At 61.4% G+C, this 24,376-nt stretch carries 21 protein-coding genes and 1 tRNA gene; 13 read left to right on the top strand and 9 right to left on the bottom strand.

Going from position 1 to position 24,376, the window contains the following annotated elements:
* Positions 1-2: 2 nt before the first annotated feature.
* Both OYT13_RS14700 and OYT13_RS14695 read right to left on the bottom strand, forming a co-directional pair.
* Entirely contained in the window at positions 3-278 is a 276-nt protein-coding gene (locus tag OYT13_RS14700; protein ID WP_410007592.1) for a BrnA antitoxin family protein, read from the bottom strand.
* A 52-nt stretch (positions 279-330) separates the two neighbouring features.
* Positions 331-597: a BrnT family toxin gene (locus tag OYT13_RS14695; RefSeq protein ID WP_268566473.1), complete on the bottom strand. Its 267-nt coding sequence runs from the start codon at positions 595-597 to the stop codon at positions 331-333.
* A gap of 130 nt (positions 598-727) precedes the next feature.
* On the opposite strand from OYT13_RS14695, the gene OYT13_RS14690 reads away from it, so the two are divergent.
* Positions 728-1,492, top strand: coding sequence for a tyrosine-type recombinase/integrase (locus OYT13_RS14690; protein ID WP_268566472.1), 765 nt, complete (start codon positions 728-730; stop codon positions 1,490-1,492).
* Between the two features lie 125 nt (positions 1,493-1,617).
* Here the strand turns inward: OYT13_RS14690 and OYT13_RS14685 are convergent, their stop codons facing one another.
* The gene (locus tag OYT13_RS14685; RefSeq protein WP_268566471.1) at positions 1,618-3,930 is read right to left on the bottom strand and encodes a hypothetical protein; all 2,313 of its coding nucleotides are present in this window, start codon (positions 3,928-3,930) and stop codon (positions 1,618-1,620) included.
* Between the two features lie 1,227 nt (positions 3,931-5,157).
* Between OYT13_RS14685 and OYT13_RS14680 the strand changes: the two genes are divergently transcribed.
* Positions 5,158-6,723 carry a DUF5677 domain-containing protein gene (locus OYT13_RS14680; protein WP_268566470.1) on the top strand — a complete coding sequence of 522 codons (1,566 nt, stop codon included), beginning with the start codon at positions 5,158-5,160 and terminating at the stop codon, positions 6,721-6,723.
* 230 nt (positions 6,724-6,953) lie between these two features.
* Here OYT13_RS14680 and OYT13_RS14675 read toward each other — a convergent pair.
* Positions 6,954-7,043, bottom strand: a tRNA-Ser gene (locus OYT13_RS14675).
* A gap of 313 nt (positions 7,044-7,356) precedes the next feature.
* Here OYT13_RS14675 and OYT13_RS14670 point away from each other — a divergent pair.
* Positions 7,357-9,081, top strand: coding sequence for an acyl-CoA synthetase (locus OYT13_RS14670; protein WP_017233493.1), 1,725 nt, complete (start codon positions 7,357-7,359; stop codon positions 9,079-9,081).
* A gap of 18 nt (positions 9,082-9,099) precedes the next feature.
* Here OYT13_RS14670 and hemW read toward each other — a convergent pair whose 3' ends face one another.
* The 3 genes from hemW to rph are packed head-to-tail and all read right to left on the bottom strand — an operon-like array spanning position 9,100 to position 11,674.
* The gene (gene hemW / locus OYT13_RS14665; RefSeq protein WP_268566469.1) at positions 9,100-10,320 is read right to left on the bottom strand and encodes a radical SAM family heme chaperone HemW; all 1,221 of its coding nucleotides are present in this window, start codon (positions 10,318-10,320) and stop codon (positions 9,100-9,102) included.
* Between the two features lie 5 nt (positions 10,321-10,325).
* Complete coding sequence (rdgB, locus tag OYT13_RS14660; RefSeq protein WP_150564087.1) at positions 10,326-10,943, bottom strand: RdgB/HAM1 family non-canonical purine NTP pyrophosphatase; 618 nt, start codon at positions 10,941-10,943, stop codon at positions 10,326-10,328.
* 2 nt (positions 10,944-10,945) lie between these two features.
* Entirely contained in the window at positions 10,946-11,674 is a 729-nt protein-coding gene (gene rph, locus OYT13_RS14655) for a ribonuclease PH (protein ID WP_017233496.1), read from the bottom strand.
* A 211-nt stretch (positions 11,675-11,885) separates the two neighbouring features.
* Here rph and OYT13_RS14650 point away from each other — a divergent pair, with 211 nt between their 5' ends.
* The 4 genes from OYT13_RS14650 to OYT13_RS14635 all read left to right on the top strand — a co-directional run bounded on the left by OYT13_RS14650 (position 11,886) and on the right by OYT13_RS14635 (position 16,279).
* Positions 11,886-12,815: a YicC/YloC family endoribonuclease gene (locus OYT13_RS14650; RefSeq protein ID WP_165385319.1), complete on the top strand. Its 930-nt coding sequence runs from the start codon at positions 11,886-11,888 to the stop codon at positions 12,813-12,815.
* Between the two features lie 5 nt (positions 12,816-12,820).
* Positions 12,821-13,498 (top strand): guanylate kinase, encoded by a 678-nt coding sequence (gene gmk, locus OYT13_RS14645; protein ID WP_017233498.1) that lies wholly within the window; start codon positions 12,821-12,823, stop codon positions 13,496-13,498.
* 90 nt (positions 13,499-13,588) lie between these two features.
* Entirely contained in the window at positions 13,589-13,795 is a 207-nt protein-coding gene (rpoZ, locus tag OYT13_RS14640) for a DNA-directed RNA polymerase subunit omega (RefSeq protein WP_017233499.1), read from the top strand.
* Between the two features lie 60 nt (positions 13,796-13,855).
* Entirely contained in the window at positions 13,856-16,279 is a 2,424-nt protein-coding gene (locus OYT13_RS14635) for a RelA/SpoT family protein (protein WP_017233500.1), read from the top strand.
* 66 nt (positions 16,280-16,345) lie between these two features.
* On the opposite strand, the gene greB is transcribed toward OYT13_RS14635, so the two are convergent.
* The gene (gene greB / locus OYT13_RS14630) at positions 16,346-16,909 is read right to left on the bottom strand and encodes a transcription elongation factor GreB (RefSeq protein WP_017233501.1); all 564 of its coding nucleotides are present in this window, start codon (positions 16,907-16,909) and stop codon (positions 16,346-16,348) included.
* 199 nt (positions 16,910-17,108) lie between these two features.
* Between greB and OYT13_RS14625 the strand changes: the two genes are divergently transcribed.
* Positions 17,109-18,008: a pirin family protein gene (locus OYT13_RS14625; protein WP_150564088.1), complete on the top strand. Its 900-nt coding sequence runs from the start codon at positions 17,109-17,111 to the stop codon at positions 18,006-18,008.
* Positions 18,009-18,108: 100 nt separating this feature from the next.
* On the opposite strand, the gene OYT13_RS14620 is transcribed toward OYT13_RS14625, so the two are convergent.
* A complete protein-coding gene (locus OYT13_RS14620; protein ID WP_268566468.1) occupies positions 18,109-20,631 on the bottom strand; it encodes a cation:proton antiporter domain-containing protein in 2,523 nt (840 codons plus the stop codon).
* Between the two features lie 191 nt (positions 20,632-20,822).
* On the opposite strand from OYT13_RS14620, the gene trxA reads away from it, so the two are divergent.
* The 5 genes from trxA to OYT13_RS25290 all read left to right on the top strand — a co-directional run bounded on the left by trxA (position 20,823) and on the right by OYT13_RS25290 (position 24,351).
* Positions 20,823-21,674 carry a thioredoxin gene (trxA, locus tag OYT13_RS14615; RefSeq protein WP_150564115.1) on the top strand — a complete coding sequence of 284 codons (852 nt, stop codon included), beginning with the start codon at positions 20,823-20,825 and terminating at the stop codon, positions 21,672-21,674.
* Positions 21,675-21,706: 32 nt separating this feature from the next.
* Entirely contained in the window at positions 21,707-22,084 is a 378-nt protein-coding gene (locus tag OYT13_RS14610) for a cupin domain-containing protein (protein WP_017231675.1), read from the top strand.
* The gene (locus tag OYT13_RS14605; RefSeq protein WP_268566467.1) at positions 22,081-22,668 is read left to right on the top strand and encodes an AAA family ATPase; all 588 of its coding nucleotides are present in this window, start codon (positions 22,081-22,083) and stop codon (positions 22,666-22,668) included. The genes OYT13_RS14610 and OYT13_RS14605 overlap by 4 nt, the downstream gene beginning before the upstream one ends.
* Positions 22,669-22,778: 110 nt before the next feature.
* Positions 22,779-23,924: an amino acid ABC transporter substrate-binding protein gene (locus tag OYT13_RS14600; RefSeq protein WP_268566466.1), complete on the top strand. Its 1,146-nt coding sequence runs from the start codon at positions 22,779-22,781 to the stop codon at positions 23,922-23,924.
* A gap of 157 nt (positions 23,925-24,081) precedes the next feature.
* Positions 24,082-24,351, top strand: a complete 270-nt coding sequence (locus tag OYT13_RS25290) for a hypothetical protein (RefSeq protein ID WP_410007537.1) — start codon at positions 24,082-24,084, stop codon at positions 24,349-24,351.
* Positions 24,352-24,376 lie beyond the last annotated feature (25 nt).

Below are 24,376 nucleotides of genomic sequence, written 5' to 3'. Positions count from 1 at the left end.
CATCACGCCAAATGCGGATGCTCCGCAATGAACTGCCGTAATGCCGCATCGATTCTCGTCTGCCAACCACTACCCGACGCCTTGAAGTAATCGACAACCTCCGGCGACAGCCGAATGTTGATTCGCTCCTTGGTGACCTCGGCCTTGGGTCGACCGCGAGGCTTGAGCAGTTTCTCGGCAGCTTCCTTGCCAACAATCCCCGGCAATACCTCACGAGCAGGTTGCGCCTTAGCGAAGTCCTTCTTCGTCCATTCCGGATTCTGCGAATCCTGACGCATCTGCTTCTTGATCTTGGCGTCCTCAGCCGGTGTAGGGAGGACGGTTCCGGGCTTAAGTTTCGGCATAGCGTTTCACCTCTCGCGAATTCGCCTTGCGCAAGCTGATGACGTGTATTTTTTTTGCGCGAGGCGTGAAGGCCAATGCGAAAAGCCGGTCACCGATGTACCCGAAGGCCGGGTAGCGTCTTTCGCCATAGTCGACTCGAACATCCTCTTCGATCACCGCGCTGTCCCACTCGAAGTCCTGGGCCATCGTGAACGGCAAACCCCGTTCCTGCACATTCCGGTCACTTTTCGTCGGGTCGAAACTGATATCCATGGGCATTTATTGTGCGCACAAAAATTCTCGCCCATCAACTATTTTTTGTGGCGACAATAAATAGGGAAGTTTCCCGATGGCGTGCCGCCAATTCCCTCCAAATCCTGCTCCGCAAAGCTCTACGCGTTCTTTGACGACCCGCCAGCTGATCAAACCAATCAACACCCGCCAGTATTTGGATTGGCGTGTCCGGAGCACTGTGGTCGCCTTGCGCGCTGCCGGAAAGGCGATCAAAGGCACCGAAGGGCAGGTGCGGGCGAACCGGGAGAAGGCAGTGTTCTCACATATCTGGAACAAGGCCCGAGAATGGGGCTACATAGACCAGCCTAACCCGTGCGCGGGCATCAAGGGATATCGCGAGCGCCCGCGCGACGTGTACATCGAGGACGACGAATATCGCGTCATCCATGAGCACGCTCGTCAGCCATTACGTGATGCCATGGACTTGGCCTATCTGACCGGTCAGCGTCCCTCCGACGTTCTCAAAATGAGTGAGCGCGATTTATCGGATGGCTGCCTGGTAATCCAACAGGGAAAAACGAAAGCGAAGCTCCGTAATCGTGTGGCCGGGCGGCTTAAGGCAACCCTTGATCGGATTTTTCAACAGAAAATCGGCCATAATCCACGGAGCTTTTTCCTGGTAGTGAACGAGCGCGGTCGAAGGGTCGGCCTTAAGTCGATTCAATCGATGTTTGTGGAGGCTCGTCTGGCGGCTGGGTTGCCCGATCCGAAGAAGTACCAATTTCGTGATTTGAGGGCGAAAGCGGGTACGGACAAAGCCGAGGACGTTGGTGACATACGCGCCGCGCAGAAGCAACTCGGGCATACAAGCGTCACGACTACCGAGCGCTATATGCGGAACCGTCGGGGCGCTAAGATTGAGCCGACGCGATGATTCTTGGTTCCAACGCCTGATATCGACCCGTTGCGGTCTTTCATCTGAACAGAATTTGGACGGCCGCTTTCGAGCGTGAAGCGGTCGTCCCTTTCCCGTACCGACGCAGCAACACTTCCAGGCTCTTAGCGTTTTTCCACGTTGTTAGTCGAGCGGATCAGCGAAAGAAATTGATCAAACGAGCCAGACGCTTGCTCAAGAGCCTCACTCACATCGGACATCGGTCGCATAAGCTTATAACGGTGCTGCATTCCGCGTCCTTTCCAAGTCACTTCTTCTAGTACTTTGCAGTCGATCAACCCTGGTAGCACTTCATCGAAAAAACGAGGCGCAGCTACATTTCCAAGTCTCATGCGGATGACATCTTCGTCGATTTGCGTAGTCCGGAGGAATATTCTCAAAAAACGCTCGAGCAATTTTAGATTTTGATCGGGAGTTTCGAGCGAAGCGTCCTCTGGGGTGGGGGCATCTAAAATATTCGCCCCGGCCCGGCACAACCACGCATCGATTTGCAATGGTTCAAAACTGTATTCGTCATCAGGCAGCAACACGACGGAGTCGATCCGACACGAAATAAACTCACAGCTTTCAAACGGACGGAGCCTTACGTCTAATTCAAGGCGCTCGAACTCGCAATCCTGAAAGCGAATGTCGCTATAGTTGCCGTTTGTCGTCGCCGTCGGCTGGAAATGGCAGGAGCGAAACGTCAAGCCAGCCAAACTGCGGCCGGCAAGGGCATCAGGGGAAAAGAACATCGAATCAAGAGTGAAGGTGCCCCCGCCTTCCGATATGCATTCGGCGATTCGAAGTGTCAATACTCCGCAGTTCTCTTTGCAAAATGAGAAGCCAGCCTCCGATGAGTTAATCTGAGCCAAAGCATCAGCTACGCATCGTACGTCCGCTTTATGGCGCAACAAATATTGAACCGCTTGTTCAACAGTGGCGTTAGACAGGAGATTGATAGACAAGAACGCCTGTAGATCAGATCGAACTGCTTGGGCGAGCAACCGTCCCAAGCTCTCTCCCACGTAAAAATTCTGAAAATCCTCGTGATCAAAGGCAAGTGAAACTGCTTTGGATGCGTCAGCGATAAGCAATGAGTGCTGTTTTAACCGCTCCTTGATTTGGCGTGTAACGAGCGCACTTTTCTTCTTACTTTCGGCAAAGATATCCGAAAGAACATCCAATACGTCGTAACGAAGCGAAGTAGTCGAAGACTGCCACATTTCTTGTGCAATCAGAGAGAGAAGTTCATGATGTTCGTCGATCGACAACAACGGTTCCATGACATCGCCGGCTACTCTGGATAACCATTTTTCCGATGCCTCTCGTTTTACTATCGCATCGACAAAGGTAAAAAAATAGTCGTGCGGATTCGTGCCTAGCAGTTCAGCCAAGGCTGCTCGATCACCTTGCTCGGACGTGACATCGAACAATCTTCGCACCAGCACAGCTCGGGTCAATAGCGGATGGTCGGCACCGAGACGCGCTGCCACCGTTTCATAGGTCGATCCTGGATCGTCGGCATTCCGGAGTCGCCCGTACTCGCAGAATCGCCTCTTGTCCCAACGGGCAATACCAAGTCGCGCGAATGACGCGGAGCGGTCGCCAATCGCATCAAGAAGTCTGGCTTGCGTCTTGAAACTGAGGTATTCAAAAAACGCCTTGCGTGCGGAAATAAATACCGTACCCGATGAGTTGAGCGACTGCACGAGGTTTCCTAGCGCAGAAACCGCCTCGTTCTTCGTTCCTTCGACGAGCATTTCCTCGTAGCCGTCGAATGCTGGAATGACTGCTCCCATTCGAACCAGCTCGATGAATGCATCGAAATACAAATAATTAAAACGCAGCTTGTTCACCAGTGCAGCGATGACGGCGTCATCAAACGTTAGAAAAGTGCGCCCGCCGAGCGGGATGGGTACTATGAGAGAACCAACCTTCTTCGCTTTAAATCGCTGTGCCTGCTGACACGCGGCACGGTTTATTACGGTGGTTTTACCCTCCCCTGCATCTGATGTCACGTATAAGACGGAAGTGGCACCAGGTAGAGTGTTCGTAGCCTGGCCCAAAAGTGTCTCAACGACGTCAGTTATAACCAGGTCCGCATTGTCTGCGCTGGAGATATCCGAGGACAGCGAACCTGCTGGCACTACGAAAGGTGAGCGTGCCGCAGTCTCCGCAGAAACGTTATTGCTTGCGATTATGCGATCAGCAAGTTGCGGTAAGCGCGCCACTCGGTTAAGGAGCCATACCCGCGCGGGATATTGTTCGTCGTTTTCGACGACTTGGAGAGACTGCTCTGGACCATTCGAATATTTGATCGAGACGTCAATCAAGTCGTCTCTTATTTGAGCCACGACCTTCCCAAGCCTGACGTCGACGTCCGACGGTTCATCGGCGAAGGCGGCAAGAATTCGCTTAAACTGATTGATATCCATATCCCGTTCTTATACGCTCATTTGTTTATAGCCACGACCGAGTTGATTGGGTATCGTTCTAATCAAATGGCCCTGGGTGCGCCACCCGTGCTTAGTGTGGACGTGAATCACAGAACACCCGGCGCGGAGCGCCAATAGCACTCCTGGCCACATGTCTGTATCCGATGACACTACGACTATGTCCCTCGCTTTGGCCAGGTGAACACTTTGCGCCATATCTGCGACAATCAGGGTGTCGACCATTTTTTGCTCATCGCGAACGAGCAAGTCACCTAGTTTCATTGCACAGCTCGAATTTCCGCATGCGGAACCGTGTCCGATGCTTGCAAACGCGCCGAATCCGCAGCTCCCTGCGTTGGTACAGTGTTGCCAAGGATGCGCTTTCGTCCTGAACTTTCTGAGATCCCGATCAAGGACAAGCGTCTCCTCTAACGGTGAAGTTGCGCCAATTGGCTTGTCTGCAAGTTCGACATTTAGGCGCAAACTAAAATTCGCTCCCTCGTGCTGACCGGTGAAAACGCCAGGCGAATTCTGCCGTATATCGGGGATCAAGCGCTGCGCGAGCCTTGTCAAATTTGCTTTGGAACGCCATCCTCCGTACAGACGAACAGTAACTGCGGCGTATCGGACAAGCACGGACGTCGGCAGTAGCGAGACGATCATGCGCGCCAGGTTCACAGATCCAGCGCTGGTATGCGCTGTTTGAACATTGTCGTAGTCGACGAACACTGTAAGATCAGCCACGTTTCCCCTTTGTTTTTTCCGTCCGCAGCGTTCGAATTGTAATACGAAGAATCGGGCTCAATTGCGTCAATAGGTGATCTACCGAAATTCGGCATGCGCACGTCCGCTTTTGAACGAGGAACCGACAGCTGAGTGTCCTTTCTTAGGCGAAGGCGAACGGCCGTTTCTGGCCGATATACGTCTGACGTGACTGGCACATATCAATCCGGAACGGTCTTTCGGCATGTCGAAGCACCAACGGCTCTTTACGAAGTCAAGCGGACTTCCATCGCAGGAAGGCTACTGGGGGATCGTCGCATTTTTATCGACATGGGCTCGGGTCGGGGCCTTCGTCTGCACCCTAGCGAATTTCCGAAGGTGGTGCGTCGAGCAATCGCGTCGGTCCGCGGGTCCTCGCCCCTTGTATACGGCTGGATAACGTGTACCATCGTTGTACGAAGAAACCCGACCACGAGTATCAAGCTTGAGCGCGAGGGACGCTAGATGAATAAAAAGAAGAGCGCGAAGCGAAAATCCAAATATCGCGACTACAACTACAGTGGCCTAAGCGGGCATAAACGGGACGGGACTAAGCTTCGTCCACCGTTTATGCAAATGGACAAGGTACAAATGTCATCGTGGGCGGATGATCATCTGCCGCCGATGCTGTGGGCTGCACTGATATGCGCAGTTTTACCACGCAAGCAATATCTAGGCTGCTTTCGTGTGATCTTGGAAAACGCCGCGGAGTGGTTCGCCGAAGGCGGAGTCGCCTTTGAGGCGCCGCCGCAGAATCCAAACTCAGAAGATGCGGTGTATTTTTCTACTATCCTCGATCATGAGGCGCTGGCAAAGCTACCCGACGAGCAGTTTGAAATTTTCCTCCGGATTCCACTTCGACATCCTTTGGGGTACGCGGCGCTAAGACCTCTCGCTCTGCTGGATTCGATTCCGAGAATCGATCGATGGCGTCATCTGCTAGACGTTAAACCTGAATCAGCCGACTGGGAGACTCTCGCTAGAGCGATCGGTCAAACCATCGACCACCAGTCGGAGGCTTCGACAGATGTCCGATGGTTCAAGGTAATGTTTGCAATTTTAGCTGATCGAGTTCGATTCGGACCAGCCTTCGAAGAACGCATTCGAGAGTTCTTTGAATTTCCGAACAGAGGAGATATGCGCTCGGTTCGGCCCTCCATCCGGTCTATGGAAATGACCTTCCGTCGCAAACCGGGTGCGAAGTGGGTTAGTGATTTCTGGCAAGAGTGCTCAGATAAGACAGTCTGTCTCGATCCGACCGATCCGGCACAAGAGAGATTGGCACCTACTGCCCTTGAGCGCACTAACGTATTATCGGCCCGCCAGGACGTGCTCAATCGATTCATGGAATGTCGAACGAGTGTCAGAACTGACAGCCGACTCGATTCCTCCTTCGGATTAGTGTTTTACGCGCTGGCAATCCTCGATGAGATCGGCGGCGGTCAGTGTCATGAAGGCATACTCGGAAGGCTTGGCTTGCGTGCGCTGGTAGAGGCGTATGTCACACTCCGTTACCTTTGCCAAAAAGACGATGAAAAACTCTGGTCTGGATGGCGCGTATTCGGCGCCGGCCAAGCAAAGCTCGCTTTCCTGAAAGTGCAAGAGGTAGTAGGCGATCTACCGAATTTTATTGACGAAGATGCTTTGTATCAGATCGCGAACGAAGACAGGTGGCAAGAATATCTTGACATTGATATCGGCCACTGGGCGAGAGCAAATCTTCGGACCTTGGCGGACCAGTGCGGCGCCAAGGACATTTATGACAAGTATTATTCTTGGTCATCTACCTTCGTTCACTCTCACTGGGGTGCTGTGAGGGATACGAACTATATTACATGTCAGAATCCTTTGCATCGCTTGCACCGAATTCCTCGTGTTGTCCATCGCCGTCTAACGTCGATGGAGAGTGACGCTGTAATCATCGTCAATGACATGCTTCAGTTACTTGCCGTTTTGTATCCCGCATCCCAGCCTATGGGCCAAATAACAATATCTTCTGCGAGAAGGCAAGAAGTTGACTTACCGGAATGACCGGAAACTGAGGGTACTGCGGCCGCTCAAACGGCAGGTATCCCCGCTAGCTGAATGGCGGGTTGTGGCCGAAAGCCGCCACCAATTGGACCAAACCGCACTCGCCGGAGCCTTATCCAAGCGACGCGTCACACGGTGCGATTTCCTGCTTTTGCGGAGCACCCTCAGAATTTTTGCGGAGCATCACCCACAAAAGTCAGCAACCACTACCGGGAAAACCAAGGAAAAACTGGCGGAGGCGGTGAGATTCGAACTCACGGAAGGGTTACCCCTTCGCTGGTTTTCAAGACCAGTCCATTAAACCACTCTGGCACGCCTCCGAGGCGTTGCGCACGACCGGGTGTCGTGGCAGGGGAGGTCGTCTGGTGCGACGACTTGGGATGCGTGCGGTCCGGGAAAATCGGCGTCGGAACCCCGGCGCAGACCGGTACCGCACGGCAGCCGGCATTATACCCGCTCATCCCGCCGTGTGAAGCCTTCATTCCACCCAAATCGCCTCACACCCCGCCCAAACGCTCACGCTTCCCCCGTCCCCCTCTTGTTTTGTGCCCGTCCGGCATGCATCATGCTTGAAGACGTACGGTGAACGCCCCTCGCGTTACCGTGCGAGGCCTGACATGACCGGAGACACTCATGGATGCCGACACCTCCCGCGATTCCGCCCAAGAGACGTCAAATGACGCCAGCGGCGAGCGCGCGACCGACACGCCGACGGCCAACGCCTTCACCTGGCAGATTCCGATCCTGTTCAACATCGGTGTCGACGTTTGCGACAAGTGGGCCGATGGCACCAACCGGCTCGCCCTCATCCACGAAAGCGCCGACGGCTCGCACGTGCGACTCACGTTCGATGTCCTGAAACAACTCTCGAATCAGCTCGCCAACGAATGGCGCGCCCACGGCGTCAAGGCCGGCGACCGCGTCGGCATCTTCCTGCCGCAATCGCCCGCCACCCTCGTTGCCCACGTCGCCGCCTACAAGCTCGGCGCCATCGCCGTCCCGCTCTTCACCCTCTTTGGCCCCGAGGCGCTCGCCTATCGTCTGCAAAACTCCGGCGCCGCCGTGCTCGTGACCGACCTCGCGAGCGTTGCGAAGATCGACGACATTCGCGCCGAACTGCCCGACCTGCGCCTCGTATATGTCGTCCACGACGACCTCCCCGAAGCCCATCATCACGTCGCCGACGACCAGGACTGGGGCGTCGCCGAAGATGGCCTGCTCGCGCTCTGGCCCGCCATTGCATCGCGCGACACCCATTTCGAACCCGTCCAAACCCGCGCCGACGCCCCCGCGCTGATCATCTACACCTCCGGCACCACCGGCAAACCCAAAGGCGCACTGCATGCGCACCGGGTACTGCTCGGCCACTTGCCCGGCGTCGAGACGTCGCACAACGGCTTTCCGCAAGACGGCGACCTGATCTGGACCCCTGCCGACTGGGCCTGGATCGGCGGACTGCTGGACGTTCTGCTCCCCGCGCTGCATCACGGCGTGCCCGTGCTCTCGCGACGCTTCGAGAAGTTTGATCCGGTCGCCGCGTTCGATCTGATGGCCCGCCACGGCGTGCGCAATACCTTCCTGCCGCCCACCGCGCTCAAGATGCTGCGCACCGTCCCGTCGCCGCGCGAACACTGGCCGCTGCAACTTCGTTCCGTCGCCAGCGGTGGCGAGTCACTCGGCCCCGAACTGCTGGCCTGGGGGCGCGAGCACCTCGGTGTCGATATCAATGAGTTCTACGGGCAGACGGAGTGCAATATGGTCGTCTCGTCATGCGCGGCTGAATTTCCGGCGCTGCCCGGCGCTATCGGACGCGCTGTTCGCGGGCATGACGTGACCATCGTCGACGACGACGGCACGCCGCTGCCGGTGGGCGCCGTCGGCAACATCGCGATTGCAAGACCCAACCCGGTCATGTTCCTCGGCTACTGGCATAACCCGGAAGCCACGATGGACAAGTATCGCGGCGACTTCCTGCTCACGGGGGACTCGGGATTCGTCGATGCGCAGGGCTACATCACGTTCACCGGACGCTCGGACGATGTGATCACCAGCGCCGGATACCGTATCGGCCCCGGGCCCATCGAAGACTGCTTGATCCGACATCCGTCGGTGCAGTTCGCCGCTGTCATCGGTGAGCCGGATGAACTCCGCACGGAGATCGTCAAGGCCTTCGTCGTGCTGCGCGAGGGGTATGAGCCGTCCGCCGCACTGGCCAAGGAAATTCAGGATTTCGTGAAGCACCGTCTGGCAGCCCACGAGTACCCGCGCAAGGTGGTGTTCCTGCCGGAATTGCCAATGACCGTCACCGGCAAGATCATCCGCAAGGCGCTGCGCGAGATGGGCACCGTGCTGGGGTAACGCAGCGGTGCCAGGCCGTCACTTCGTGTCGCGCTCGAGGAACATTCCCTGAAGGTCGTTCAGGAAGCGCTGCCCCAGCTCGGTTGGGGCGATGCGCAGCGGGTCGTCGACGAGCAACCCCTTCTCGACACCGGCCGCCAGCGCCTTGGCAAGCCGTGCCATCGGCAACCCGGTGCGATCGGCGAACAGCTCGCTCTTCACGCCTTCGGTCAGCCGCAAGGCGTTGAGCATGAACTCGAACGGCAAATCACGCACGTCGACCTCGTTTTCCTCCTGCACCGCGTTGCCAGCCGCAGCCGCGTCCATGAAGCGCTGCGGATGCTTGTGGCGGATCTGTCTCAGCACCCGGTGCGGGAACGAAATCTTGCTGTGCGCGCCGGCGCCGATGCCGAGATAGTCGCCAAACTCCCAATAATTGAGGTTGTGCTTGGCGCGTCGGTGCGGTTGCGCATAGGCCGACACCTCGTAGTGTCCATACCCGGCCAGCGCGGTGCGCTCGGCAATCCAGTCCTGCATGTCGGCGGCCGTGTCGTCGTCGGGCACGGTGGGCGGGTATTTGTGGAACTGTGTGTTCGGCTCCAGCGTGAGGTGATACAGCGACAAGTGCGGCGGCGCGAACGACAACGCCGTCTCCACATCCTGCTGGCACTGCGCCAAGGTCTGGTTCGGCAACGCGAACATCAGATCGAGGTTGAAGTTGTCAAAGTTCGCCTGGGCGATCTCGATGGCATGACGCGCTTCGTCGCCATCGTGAATGCGCCCGAGCGCCTTCAGATGCTCGCTATTGAAGCTCTGAATGCCGATCGACAAACGATTGATGCCGCTTGCGCGGAAGCTGCGGAACTTGTCCGCCTCGAACGTGCCGGGGTTCGCTTCCATGGTGATTTCGGCATCGGCGTCGAGCGGCAGCAGCGCGCGCAGATCCGAGAGCAGGCGGTCCAGACCGGCGGCCGACAGCAGGCTCGGCGTGCCGCCCCCGATGAACACTGTGTGCACGGGACGACCCCACACCAGCGGCAACGCCTGCTCCAGATCCTGACGCAATGCATCGAGATAAGCTTGCTCGGGGAACGCTTGCGCGCCCCCGTCGCCACGCCACTCATGCGAGTTGAAGTCGCAATACGGACACTTGCGCACGCACCACGGAAAGTGCACGTACAACGACATCGGCGGCAGCGCCGGCAGACTGATCTTGCCGGGTCGCAGGAAGTTCTGCACGGGCAACTCGGATTGACTCATGCCGTTCACGCCTCCCGGCCCAGCTTTTCCAACAACACGCGCAGCGCGCGCGCCCGATGGCTGTGCGCATTCTTCACAGCGGGATCGAGTTCGGCCGCCGTCTGATTCAACGCGCGGATGAGAAAGTGCGGATCGTAGCCGAAGCCATGCGCGCCGCGCGGCGTGTCGATAATTTCGCCATCCCAGCGGCCTTCGGCAATGATCGGCTGCGGATCTTCGGCGTGACGCACCAGCACGAGCGCGGCGAAGTAGTATGCGTCGCGATAACCGGGGGTGTCGGCGTGCGGCGCGAGTTGCTCGATCAAGTGGCGATTGTTCGCGGCATCCGATTTCTCGCGTCCGGCGCGTGCCGCGTAGCGCGCGGAATACACGCCCGGCGCGCCGCCGAGGATCGGCACGCACAGACCGGAGTCGTCCGCCAGCGCCGGCAGCCCCGTCGCGGCCGACGCATGACGCGCCTTCGCCAGCGCATTCTCGACGAAGGTCACATGGGGCTCGTCGGCTTCGGACACGCCGAGCATTCCCTGCGGTACCAGCTCGATGCCGAGCGGCGCGAACAATGACGCGAACTCGCGCAACTTGCCCGGGTTGTTCGACGCCAGCACGATCTTCTGCATGCCCATCCTCAGACTCCGAGCGCGCGCTTCTGGGCGTCGATCAACTGACGAATGCCGGCGTCCGCCAGATCGAGCAGCACGTTGCTTTGCGCACGGGTGAACGGCGCGCCTTCGGCCGTACCCTGAATTTCCACGAAGCCGCCCTCGCTCGTCATGATGACGTTCATGTCGGTGTCGCACGCGGAATCTTCGACGTAGTTCAGATCGAGCACCGGAGCGCCCTGATACAGCCCGACCGAGACGGCGGCGACGTGCGCGCGAATGGGCGACGTTTCGAGTTTGCCGTCGGCGAGGAGTTTCGAGACCGCGTCGTGGGCAGCGACGAAGGCGCCGGTGATCGAGGCGCAACGCGTGCCGCCGTCGGCCTGGATGACGTCGCAATCGATCTGGATGGTGCGCGGGCCGAAGGCCTCGAGGTCGAACACGGCGCGCAGCGAGCGGCCGATCAGACGCTGGATCTCCTGTGTGCGTCCGCTCTGCTTGCCGCGCGCGGCCTCACGATCGCCGCGGGTGTGCGTGGCGCGCGGCAACATGCCGTACTCGGCCGTGAGCCAACCCTGGCCGGAGTCGCGCAGGAAGCCCGGGACTTTCTCTTCCACGCTGGCGGTGCAGATGACCTTGGTATCGCCGCATTCGATCAGCACCGAACCTTCGGCGTAGCGGGTGTATTGGCGGGTGATGCGCACGGGGCGCAATGCGTCGTGCGCACGGCCGTCCGGGCGGGGAATTTGCGTCATGAGTGAGTGTCCTGCAAGGTGAATGGGTGCGGCAATACCCGAATGGTATCGCTAAACGCCGCAAGCTTGGCGGCGCGGCCCGGCAGCGCGGGCCGATTCGGGAGCACAGTGCTGGAAAGTGCGATAATCGCGTTTCATCCATGCATGCGAATCCGGTTGCTGCATTGCCTCGCGACAATACTGCCGCGCGGCTGTGGTTCCGGTCACCCCGATGAAAGACAATAATATTTTCAGTATGACCGGCTACGCCAGCGTCACGCGCGACATTGCGCATGCCGATGGTGCCGCAGGCGCGAGCGTGTCGGTCGAATTACGTACGGTCAACTCGCGTTTCCTCGATCTGGCATTCCGTATGCCCGAAGAGGCGCGTGCCTGCGAACCGGTACTGCGCGAAGCGCTCACCGGCAAGCTCTCGCGCGGCAAAGTCGACATCCGTATCAACGTGCAGCGCCCCGAGAATGGCACGAACGGTGCCCTCAATCTCGATGCCGTCAAACAGCTCGCCGATCTTGAACGGCAAGTGCTCGCGTGCTTCCCGGATGCCGAGCGCATGCGCACCGGTGAGATCCTGCGCTGGCCGGGCGTGCTCGGCGAAGAGTCGGTCACGGCCGACGCGCTGCGCGATGCCGTGATCGACGCCGGACGTGCCGCCATTGGCGACCTCGTCGACGTGCGCAAGCGCGAAGGCGCTCAGCTCAAGGCAAGCCTCATCGAGCGCATCGAGTTCATGGAGAAGATCCTCGTGGGCCTGCAGCCGATGGTGCCGGAGCTGATCGCACGTCATCAACAGAAGATCGTCGACCGACTTCTGGAAGCGCTGGGTCTTGTGGTGCCGGAAGGTTCCGCCGCGCCGAGCAAGGACGAAATCGCCGAGCGCATTCGTCAGGAAGTCACGATTTACGGTGTGCGCATCGACGTCGCGGAAGAACTTACCCGACTCGACGCCCACCTGAAGGAAACCCGCCATATCCTCGACAAGGGGGGCTTGGTGGGCAAACGGCTGGACTTCATGATGCAGGAGCTCAATCGCGAAGCGAACACGCTCGGCTCGAAGGCCGCCTCGAAGGAACTCGCCGATGCCTCGATGGCGCTCAAGCTGTACATCGAGCAGATGCGCGAGCAAGTGCAGAATCTGGAGTAAGCCGCATGTCCGCGTCATCGCCAATCCCGCAAGCTACCCTGCACGCCGAGTATCCCGGCAATCTGTTCATGGTGGTCGCCCCCTCGGGGGCGGGCAAGTCCACGCTCGTCAACGCGCTGCTCGCGCAGGACGCCGACATCTGCCTGTCGATCTCCAGCACCACGCGCGCGCCGCGTCCGAACGAGGAAGAGGGCGTGCATTACCACTTCATTTCGGTCGAGCAGTTCCTGGCAAGCCGGAAGGCCGGCGAGTTCCTGGAAAGCGCCGAAGTGCACGGCAACTATTACGGCACGTCGCGCGTATGGATCGAGGACCAGATGCGTGAAGGTCGTGACGTGTTGCTGGAAATCGACTGGCAAGGCGCACAGCAGGTGCGCAAGCGCTTTTCGAACGCGGTTGGGATCTTCATCCTGCCGCCGTCCATCGCGGCGCTCGAGGAGCGCTTGAAGAAGCGTGGGACGGACGAGCCTAATGTCATTGCGCGTCGTCTGTTGGCGGCCGGCGGCGAAATCGCCCACGCGCCCGAAGCGGATTTCATCATCATCAACGACGAATTCCAGCGCGCGCTCGATCAACTGCAATCGGTGTTCACCGCCGTGCGTCTGCGCTTCGCGTCGCAGTATGCGCGGCACCGAACCTTGTTCACCGACCTGGACATTCACGCACCGAACGATCCCTCGTAACACCCTCGCATTCGCCGAGCGCGCTGGCGTTTTTCGCGAGCGTGCCGCGGCTGCGATAGAATACGCCTCATATCAAGAAGGAAACTCCTTATGGCCCGAATTACCGTTGAAGATTGCCTGAAACGTATCCCCAATCGCTTTGAGCTGGCGCTCGCCGCGACGTACCGCGCGCGCCAGTTGGCGCAAGGTCACACGCCGAAGCTCGAGAACAACAAAGACAAGCCGACCGTTGTCGCGCTGCGCGAAATCGCGGCGGGTCAGGTGGGTGTCGAGATGCTCAAGAAAGTGCCGCTCTGATCGGGAGACAGCACTGATGCGATGTGACGTTCCGGGCCGCTCGACGATGCAGGTACACGTATGAGTCATGCAAAATCACCGGCCGCGTCCATCGCTGCGGATGAACCCAAAGCGGGGGAGCCGAAGCCCGAGCGTAAAAAGAAAAAGGGCGAAAGCGCCACGCGGCAGTACATTGACGCGCTGCTCGAGCAGTCGTATCGGCACCTCTTCGGTCCGACGGCGACGCCAGAGCAGCCGCGCAAGCATGAGGTCGTCTCGATCGCCCGTCTGAAGGGCATGCTTGGGGAGTACCTCAAGGAGAGCGACCTCGCGCAAATCAAGGAAGCTTTCCAGTTCAGCGACGAAGCCCACCTGGGCCAGTATCGCCAGAGCGGACAACCCTACATTACCCATCCCGTCGCCGTTGCCGAGATCTGTGCCGAGTGGAAGCTCGACGCGCAGTCGATCATGGCCGCCTTGTTGCACGACGTGATGGAAGACCAGGGCGTGACCAAGGCCGAACTCGCCGAGCGATTCGGCCCGAAGGTCGCGGAACTGGTCGATGGTCTGTCGAAACTCGACAAGATGGAGTTCAGCAGCCGCGAAGAGGCGCAAGCCGAGAGTTTCCGCAAGATGCTGCTGGCGATGGCGCGCGACGTTCGTGTCATTCTCGTCAAGCTTGCGGACCGGCTGCACAACATGCGCACGCTGGGCGTCACGTCGACGGAGAAGCAGCGCCGTGTGGCGCGCGAGACGCTCGATATCTACGCGCCCATCGCGCACCGCCTGGGCCTGAACAATACTTACCGCGAGCTGCAGGATCTGAGCTTCGCGAATTACCATCCGCGTCGCTACGCCGTGCTCGACAAGGCCGTGAAGGCCGCGCGCGGCAACCGGCGCGAAGTGGTCGGCAAGATTCTCGACGCCGTCGAGAAGGCGCTCACGGAAGGTGAGGTAAGTGCCGACGTTTTCGGTCGCGAGAAGACGCTCTTCAGCATCTACAACAAGATGCAGGAGAAGCAATTGTCGTTCTCGCAGGTGCTCGACGTGTACGGCTTCCGCGTCGTCGTCGAGTCCAATGCGCAGTGCTACCTCGCGCTCGGCGTATTGCACGCGCTCTACAAGCCGGTGCCGGGCAAGTTCAAGGACTACATTGCGATCCCGAAGGTCAACGGCTATCAGTCGCTGCATACGACGCTCGTCGGCCCCTTCGGCACCCCGATCGAATTCCAGATTCGTACGCGCCGCATGCATGAAATTGCGGAAGCGGGCGTCGCCGCTCACTGGCTATACAAGAATGGCGGCGCGGATATGAACGATGTGCAGAAGCACGCGCATCGTTGGCTGCAATCGCTGCTCGACATCCAGAGCGAGACCGGCGATTCGACCGAATTCCTCGAACACGTCAAGATCGACCTGTTCCCCGACGCCGTCTACGTCTTCACGCCGAAGGCGCGCATCATGGCGCTGCCGCGCGGTGCCACGGCGCTCGACTTCGCGTATTCGGTCCACAGCGACCTGGGCAATCAGTGTGTCGCCGTCAAGATCAACAACGAACTGCTGCCGCTGCGCACCGAACTGAAGAACGGCGACATCGTGGAAGTCATCACGGCGCCGTATTCGAAGCCGAACCCCGTCTGGCTTGGGTTCGTGCGTACCGGCAAGGCGCGCTCGGCGATTCGCCATTACCTCAAGACGATGCGCTTCGCCGAGTCGGTGCAACTGGGCGAACGGCTGGTGGAGCAAGCGCTCAAGGGCTACGGCCTGACAATGAGCGAAATTTCGCCGGAGACCTGGGACAAGCTCGCGCAGTGGACGGGCAACAAGGATCAAGAGGATATCTTCGCGGACATTGGTCTGGGCCGTCGGGTCGCGGCGGTCATGGCCAAGCGCCTCGCGGTGCTCTCGTCGGGCAAGGAAAGCGAGAACGACACCGACAGCCCGGACGATCCGGACTCCCCGCGTAACGGCGACGAGACGGTCGGGCCGCCGGTGCTCATTACTGGCACGGAAGGCATGTCGGTGCAGTTCTCGGCGTGCTGCCGCCCGATTCCCGGCGACGCGATCATGGGGTATATCGGCATCGGGCTGGGTATGGCGATCCACACGACCGATTGCCCGGTCGCGCGTCGCATTCACCGCAAGGACCGAACCCGCTGGATCGATGTGGCGTGGTCCCCGCAGCCGGGGCGTCTGTTCGATGTGGGCATCAAGGTGCTCGTGCGTCACAATCGCGGCGTGTTTTCGCGAGTGGCGGCCGACATTACCGCCTCGGACGCGAACATCGTGCACATTGGCATGGATGAAGTGGTGCCGGACGAATCGGCAACGCTGCGCTTCCTCATTCAGGTGAGCGACCGCGTGCATCTGGCCAACGTCATGCGCCGCATCCGCGTGAATCCGGATGTGATGCGCGTGGCGCGCGAGCGACCGAGCGAGCGCCATCAGGAAGAGCTGCACGCCAATCACGCCATGCGCATCACGCGCGAACGCGGCGACTACTGACGCGCGGGCCGGTGCCCCCGTCGAACGGGCGCGCGCCGGCACACACCGCCTGGATGGCCTGATTCGCTAGCCGTCCGACGGCGGGTAGTGCACGTCCAGTATCTCGATCTGTTCGAGCCCGGCCGGCGTGCGCAGCGGCACGGTGTCGCCCACTTTCGCTTTGGTGATCGCGCGGGCCATCGGCGAAATCCAGCTCACATATCCCCGGTCGAGATCGACTTCGTCGATGCCGACGATCCTGATCGTGTGCTCGTCGCCCTTGCCGTCGGCATAGGTCACTTGGGCCCCGAAAAACACCTGATCGACGTTCTCCTGACGCCGCGTATCGACCACCTCGGCGTTATCGAGACGTCGCGTAAGAAAGCGGATACGCCGATCGATCTCGCGCAAGCGCCGCTTGCCGTAGATGTAATCGCCGTTCTCCGAGCGGTCGCCGTTGGACGCCGCCCACGACACGATCTTCACCACCTCGGGGCGTTGATTGTCGATGAGGTCGAGCAATTCGTTCTTCAGACGTTGATAGCCCGTCGGCGTGATGTAGTTCTTGGTGCCCGCGGGAATGTCCGGGGTGCCGGCGTCGAGATCGTCATCGTCGTCGCCACTGTCTTCCTTGACAAAGGCTTTGTTCATAAGTCGATGCACGCGCTGCGCGCGTGTGGGGAGCGTTTCGGGATCCCTGCATTATAGGAGCGATGCGCATCGTCCATGGGCGCAGGCGCGAAAAGCCGCTCGGCAATCATGCACAGGTGTCATGGAGCGAGCCGGCAATGTCCTCTACAATCGGTTCACATTCGCCCCATTGCCCATCCGAACGCAGGAGAGCTGCACCATGACCGATTCCACCAGCCCCTTCCTCGCCGTGCTCAAGCCGCACCTGAGCGACATCGGCGCCTTTACCGTGCAGCGCAGTCTGCCCAGTCTGCCGTTCAAGACGGTCGGGCCGTTCATTTTCTTCGACCACATGGGGCCGGCCACGCTGTCGCCGGGCCAGGGCATGGACGTTCGTCCGCACCCGCACATTGGGCTGGCGACGGTCACGTATCTGTTCGACGGCGAGATCTGGCATCGCGACAGTCTTGGCAGCGATCAGCGTATCACCCCGGGCGCGGTGAACTGGATGACGGCGGGGCGCGGCATCGTTCATTCCGAACGCACGCCGCACGATGTGCGCGAGCGCGGCGGCGACGTTCACGGGATTCAGACGTGGGTGGCCCTGCCGCAGGCCGACGAGGAAACCGAGCCGTCGTTTGCGCATCACGAGGCGTCGTCGCTGCCGGACATCTTCCTGCCCGGCGTGCATATGCGCCTGATTCTCGGCCAGGCGTTTGGCCAGACGGCGCCGGTGAAGGTGTTTTCGCCGATCTTTTATCTGGCTGTCGATATGGCGCCGTGCTCGGCGTTCGTGCTGCCGCCCGAGTATGCGGAGCGCGCCGTGTACACCGTGCAGGGCGAGGTGACGGTGAACGACGAGGTGCTGCCCGAACATCGTATGGGCGTGCTCGCTCAGGGCGCGGATATGCGTATTGTGGCAGGCGACCAACCGGCGCGATTGATGCTGCTCGGCGGCGCGCCGCTCGACGGCGATCGGTTCATCTTCTGGAACTTCGTATCGTCGAGTCGCGAGCGCATCGAACAGGCCAAGGCCGCCTGGACGGCCCAGCAGATGGGCACGGTGCCCGGCGAGACGGAGTGGATTCCGCTGCCGGAGCGAAAGCCGTCGGCTAACTAAGCTTCGTTGGCGTGCCTCGACGCCGGTTGCCGAAACGCTCGGCCACCGACGTTTTTATTCGGGGACGTGGGCGCTGGTGGGCAATGCCGCACGGCCCACCTCACGCGCTCAGCACGATGACCGAGCACCGGCGGTCTTCCAGCAGACGGTGCGAGACGGCGCCGAAGTTGAGGCGGTCGCCGAAGCGGGGTTGCACGCCGAGCACCAGCAGATTGTGTTTGCCGTGATGGATCTGGTGCAGCACGGCTTCGTCGACCTTGCCGCCGGCGAGCAGACGGGTGCGAAGCTTCACACCGTTGCGCCTGGCCAGCGCATGCAGGTTCTCCATCATGGCGGCTTCGGCGGCATCAGGCTTCAGTACGCGTGGGCGCCAGCGCCGATGCAGCATGCCGGGCGCAACCCGCGCGGACACGTGGAGCGCCGTGACGGGCGCGTTCGCCGCGCGCGCCAGCGTGATCGCGAGTTCGGCCGCGTGCCGCGAGTAGTCGGTGCCCGATACGGGCACGAGGATGTTGAGCGGCGCATCGGGCTTGCGCGCATGCTCGCCGTGGGCCAGCACAATGCCGATCGCGCCATCGAACGCCTTGGTGAGCGGCAGCACGCCCGTGGGCAAGGGCAGCGGCGGGACGTCGGAATCCGTCTCCTCGCCCGGGGCGTCGAATCCGGCGATCACGAAGCCGTAGCCCTTGGCGATTTCGTCGGAAATGCGATTGGCTTCGTGGCTGCGGTCGGGTTGCAATGCTTCCTGCTCGCGCGCCGCGTCCGACGGATCGCTCGCCACGAACGCGCCTGTCACGGTCGCGTTGCTCACGCGCTTGTCGTCGTGCGCTTCACCCACCGGTTCATGTTTCGGGGCGCCATGATCGTTCGACGCGTCTGCCGATGGCACCTTGCCGGCGCTCTCCTTGACAGGCCCATGCGGCAAATCCGGCGTCTTCTGCGGCGCCTTGCCCGTGCGCTCGCGCAGCACCAGACGCGCCGCCTCGCGCGCCTTGTCGGCGCCTGAATCGTCTTCGACCCCCGGTGTGCCGGGCGCGCGTGGCGCCGCCAGTGTGGCGGCCGCGAGCGCGATATCGTAGGCGTCGCGCCCGTCGCTTTCGCCGTCGGCCGCGTGGGCGGGTGTGTCCTGGCCGGCTGGCTTGTCCGAGGCTTCAGAGGGCTCGCGGGTGTCACGCGCCGCCGCGCCGTCGTTCGTCTTGGTGGGCGATGGGGCGAGTACGGTCGTCAGTGTGCCGCGCACGCCGGCCGTCAGCCCGGCGATCCATGCGGCGAAGCGCCCGTTGGCGCTGCCGTCCACGGCGGCCAGAATCCGTTCGACGTTCGGCAGGAAGTCCTTCTCCTCGGCCGCCTCTTTCTCGAGCCGCGCTTTCTCCTGCGCCGAGAGCGGAATGCGCACGAGTGCCCGTCGCAGCACAGGCGGCATGATGAGTGTGGTGATCAGCGCCATGACGACGACCATGGTGAACAGGTCCTGGCTGAGCACGCCCAGCGAAAGCCCGATGCTCGCCACGATGATCTCGGTGGAGCCGCGCGCGTTCATGCCGGTCGCGAGTGCCAGCGCTTCGGCCGACGACATGCCGCCCAGGCGCGCGCCAGCGAAGCCGCCGGTGAATTTGCCCACGCTCGCGATCAGGATCAATCCGGCGACCAGACCGAGCATGCGCCAGTCGAGCAGGATCGTCAGATCCACCGACAGGCCCGCAACCCCGAAGAACACCGGCGCGAAGAGCGCAACGATCAACCCGCGCAGCTGTGCCTCGATCTGTTCGGTGAGAATTGGCGACTGCCCAATCATGACGCCGGCCATGAACGCGCCCAGGGCGGTATGCACACCGAGCTTGTCGGTGGCGAGCGCCAGCACGAAGGTGATGACGAGAATCGCGCTGAGCGCGGGCATCTCGGCGGTGAAGCGATCATTGGTCCAGCGAATGGCGACGGCCACGGCACGTTTGCCCACGGTGAAGCACAGCACGATGAACAGCAACGTGCCCCCCAGGCTGATCGACAGATGGCCGAGATCGATCGAGCCGCTCGCCCCCAGGCCGGCGATGGCAGCGATGACGATCCAGCCGGTGGTATCGTCGAGAATGGCGGCCGCCAGGATGATCTGGCCGATGTTGCGGCGCAGATAGTCGACTTCGCGAATGACCGTCGCCACGACTTTGACGGACGAGATCGACAGCGCGGTGCCGAGGAAGAGGGAGGTGACCAGCCGGGCCTCGGGATGCGGCAGGAGATCGTCGGGTAGATGCCAGCCAAGCGCAAAGCCGCAGGCGAAGGGGACCACCATGCCGCCGGCCGACGCGAAGATGGCCATTCGCTTCATGCGGCGAACGAGGCCCAGATCGGTTTCCAGCCCGGTGGACAGCAGCAGTAGCAGTACGCCCAGTTCGGCGACGGCGTCGAGCATCCTTTTCTGCGCTTCGGTATCGGGAAAGACGGCGTGCTGCCAGGCGGGCATCAGGGCGCCGAAGACGGACGGGCCGAGCAGCACGCCGGCCAGCAACTGCCCCATGACCGCCGGCTGGCGCAGGCGCTGCATGACCTCGCCCAGCAATCTGCCGACAAGGACCAAGAGGAGTAGTTGGGTGAAGAAAATTGCCGTGCCATGGCCTGCGTGCATGTGCCTCCCTGCAAGTCGTCCGACAGGTGGGACGACGCACGGCCGGGTCGGGAACCCGGCGCGCGCATGCGCGTCCGTACCGATTTGCCCAGTTTTGCGATTACCATGCATACCATGCGTCAAGCGGGCGGCTGCATTCGATGAGTGACGGCCACCGTCCACGCAATTTACCACGCTCGATAGGACCTATGATCGATACCCATCTCGCCAGTTTCGATGCCGACGTGCTGGCCGTCTCGCATCAAGTGCCGGTGCTCGCCGATTTTTGGGCGCCGTGGTGCGGCCCGTGCAACGTGCTTGGACCGTTGCTGGAAAAGCTGGAAGCCGAAGCGCAGGGTCGCATTCGTCTCGTGAAGATCAACGCCGATGAGAACGCGCAGCTTTGCGCGGAGTATGGCGTGCGCAGCCTGCCGACGGTGGTCGCCTTCGTCGACGGCGAGCCGGTCGACCAGTTCGTGGGCGCCTTGCCCGAGGGGCAGTTGCGCGCGTTCATCGATCGGATCGTGCCGAATCCGGCGGAGATGGCGCGCCGCGTGGCGCGCGAGGCGTTGACGGCGGGCAAGCCCGAGGTCGCGCGCGACGCATTGCAGGCCGCGCTGGCGCTGGACCCCGCGCATGACGAGGTGCGTCTCGATCTGGTCGACGTGCTGCTCGGCATGGGCGAGGTCGACGGCGCGCGCGCGGAGCTGACGCTGCTCTCGCCGCGCACGGCGGCCAGTGGCGACGCTCGCATCGCCGCGCTGAACACGCGCATTGCCGCCGCCGAGCAGGCGAGTCATCTGCCGCCCGCGCAGGCGCTGCTTGCGCGCGTGCAAGCGGATCCTGACAATCTGCAGGCGCGGCTCGATCTTGCCAACCGCTATCTGGCGGATCGCACCTACGAACCGGCATTGCAGGCGTTGCTGGACATCGTGCAGCGCGACCGCGCGTTTGGCGACGACGCCGCACGCAAGTCGATGCTGGCCATCTTCGATGCGCTCTCGGAGACGGACCCGGCCACGGTGGCCGCGTGGCGCCGCAAGCTGAGCGCGGCGCTCAATTGAGCCCCCTTTGTTGACATTTTCTCCTCACGCTGATGACTGCTCCCGCTCTGATCACTTTCGCACCCGCCCAGGCGGGTGAAGCCATCTTCGACCACCCCGCGCAAGCGCGTCGCCTCGAAGGCAATCCGCAACGGGTGACGCGACCGTTCTACACGGACGCGCTGGGCGAGTTCGATTGCGGCGAATGGACGTGCGAACCCGGCGCGTGGCGCATTGCCTTTGGTCCGCATCGTCAGGAATATTTTTCGGTGATCGAAGGACGTATTCGCATCAGCGACCTCGACGGCAACGCGTCGGAGTTCGGGCCGGGGGACGCCTGTGTGATTCCGGCAGGCTTCGAGGGCGTATTCGAGGTTGTCGAACCGGTGCGCAAACACTTCGTGATGTTCGAGCGCAAGGCGCAATCATGACGCGCCTCATTTTTTTCTGCGGTCACGCCGGGGCGGGCAAGACGACGCTGGCGAAGCGCCTGATCGGCCCGCTGATTGCGCGCAGTGGGGAAGCGTTTTGTCTGCTCGATAAAGACACGCTTTATGGTGCTTACAGTGCTTCGGTGATGGGCGCGTTGACGGGCAATCCGAATGACCGCGACAGTCCAGTGTATTTGCAGACGTTGCGCGACCCCGAGTACGCGGGACTGCTGGACACGGCGCGCGAGAATCTGCGTCTCGGGGTGAACGTGCTGGTGGTCGGACCGTTCTCGCGCGAGTTGCGCGAAGGGCGGTTGTTCGATCGCGCGTGGCTGGGTGTCGATGACGACGTGGGCGTGCATGTGGTCTGGGTCGAGCTCGGCGAGGCCGATGCGAAGGCGCGCATCGTGAGCCGAGGCAATCCGAACGACGCTTATAAGCTGGCGCATTGGGACGATTACCGGCTGCGCCGGTTCTCGCCGTCCACCGAGGCGTTCCCGCAGCTTGCGCGCTACGACAATACCGCGCCGACGGCGGAAGACGACGAGCGTCTGCTGCAAACGTTGCTGGTGCAGACTCGCTGATATTCGAAATACGTTCCTAGGGAATTGTCCGAAAAGGGATTCCCGCGAGGAAGATCGGGGCAGGGCGTTGCTAAGGTACGGACACTTTTCGCTCTGTCCCCGCCTCGATCATGTTCCTGCCACCTTGCTGGTTGTCATCGTCTGCGGCCCGTGTCGCAGGTATTCTGCGTTCATTCCTGTACCCATTCCTGCGCTGGGTGCTGACGGCGGCGGCCGGGCTGGCGCTCGTCATCCCGGCGGTGGCCCCCGCAGGCGAGCCGCCAGTGCCCGGGCTACCGCGGGTGAGCACGGCGGCGATCCCGTGGTCGATAGCGGACTCGGCCGCGGCGTCGGGCGACGGCACGGCGGTGCTCGCCGAGATTACCGAAGCGTCCCCGACGATGGCACGCATTCGCGAACGCGGACGCATCGTGCTGGGCTATCGGCAAACGGCGGTTCCATTTTCTTATGTGGATGCGCAGGATCAGCCAATGGGGCTGGCGTGGGCGCTGTGCCAACGCGTTGTGCAAGCGTTGCAACGCGAGATGGCGATGCCCGACCTGCGCATTACCCCCGTGCGCGTGATCGAGCAGATGCGCGGACCGCTGATCAAGGGGGATGCCATCGACATCGATTGCGCGCCGTCGACCGTCACGGCCACGCGCGAGCGACAGGTGGCCTTCAGTCTGCCGTATTACGCCGCGAATGTCCGCCTCATGGTTCGGCAGGGCGCCGGGATTCGTTCGATCGACGATATGCGAGGATTGCGGCTGGCCGTGGTGCAAGGCACGACCGCCGAGCGGCTGGTGCGCGCCCGGCACGCGCGGGCAGGCTTTCAGCTCTTGATGGCGCGCGACTACGACGACGCGTTTCGTATGCTGCGCGAGCATCGCGCCCAAGCGCTCGCGCTCGACGACGTGCTGCTCGAAGGCCTGCGCGCCACCAGCAAGTCGCCTGACGCTTTCCGTATCGTCGGACCACCGCTGGCGACTCAGCCCGAGCACTACGCCCTCGCGCTGCCCAAGGACGATCCGGCGTTCAAGACGCGTGTCGATGCCGCACTCGCGGACATCTTCCGCAGCGACGGCATGCGGCAACTCCAACGCGAGTCGCTTCAGACCGCCGTGCCGCCTTTTGGGCATGTCCTCCGGGTCGTCCCGTCGCCCGACGTGCTCGCGATTTGGGAAGCCGGGGCGCGTTACGGGGTAAGCGCTGACGGCATCACCCACGCCCCGGAGCACGACACCTCCGCTGCGTCTTCCTCCCCACGCGGCTGACTCGCCTCCGGAATCCACTCGCGCCCCGTCCCTCAAGACGCGATATCGCCCCTCCTCGACGGACCGGGGCCCCTTTCCGCCTCTCAGACATAAACCCAACTCGCTGCAGAAAGGGGCCCCGGTCCGTCTCTTCCCCGCCCGCGATCACGGCGAGTCGATGTTGACGCTGAAAACCGGCCGCGCCAAAGCCTTCGCCCTGGACGACGTGCTGCTCGCCGGTCTGCGCGCCACCGCGCGCAAGCCAGGCGACTTTGTCATTGTCGGTGGGCTTTTTGTATTGTCGGGGCGCTGTTTTTACGCGTTGTTTACACCCCGTTTATCCCTTTTATCTCCGTCTTTACGCGTCGATCCGTATCGTTCAAGGCACGGCTGGCATGCGCATGCAAGGGCGCGTCGCGTCCGTGGCGTGCCAGCCGCCACACGATAGGGAGTTGTCATGGACTGGCTATATC

Source organism: Pandoraea sp. XJJ-1 (assembly GCF_026802345.1).
GTDB classification, from domain to species: Bacteria; Pseudomonadota; Gammaproteobacteria; order Burkholderiales; family Burkholderiaceae; genus Pandoraea; species Pandoraea cepalis.
Note: the sequence above shows the minus strand (reverse complement) of the source record. Positions and strands in the feature narration are given on the sequence as shown.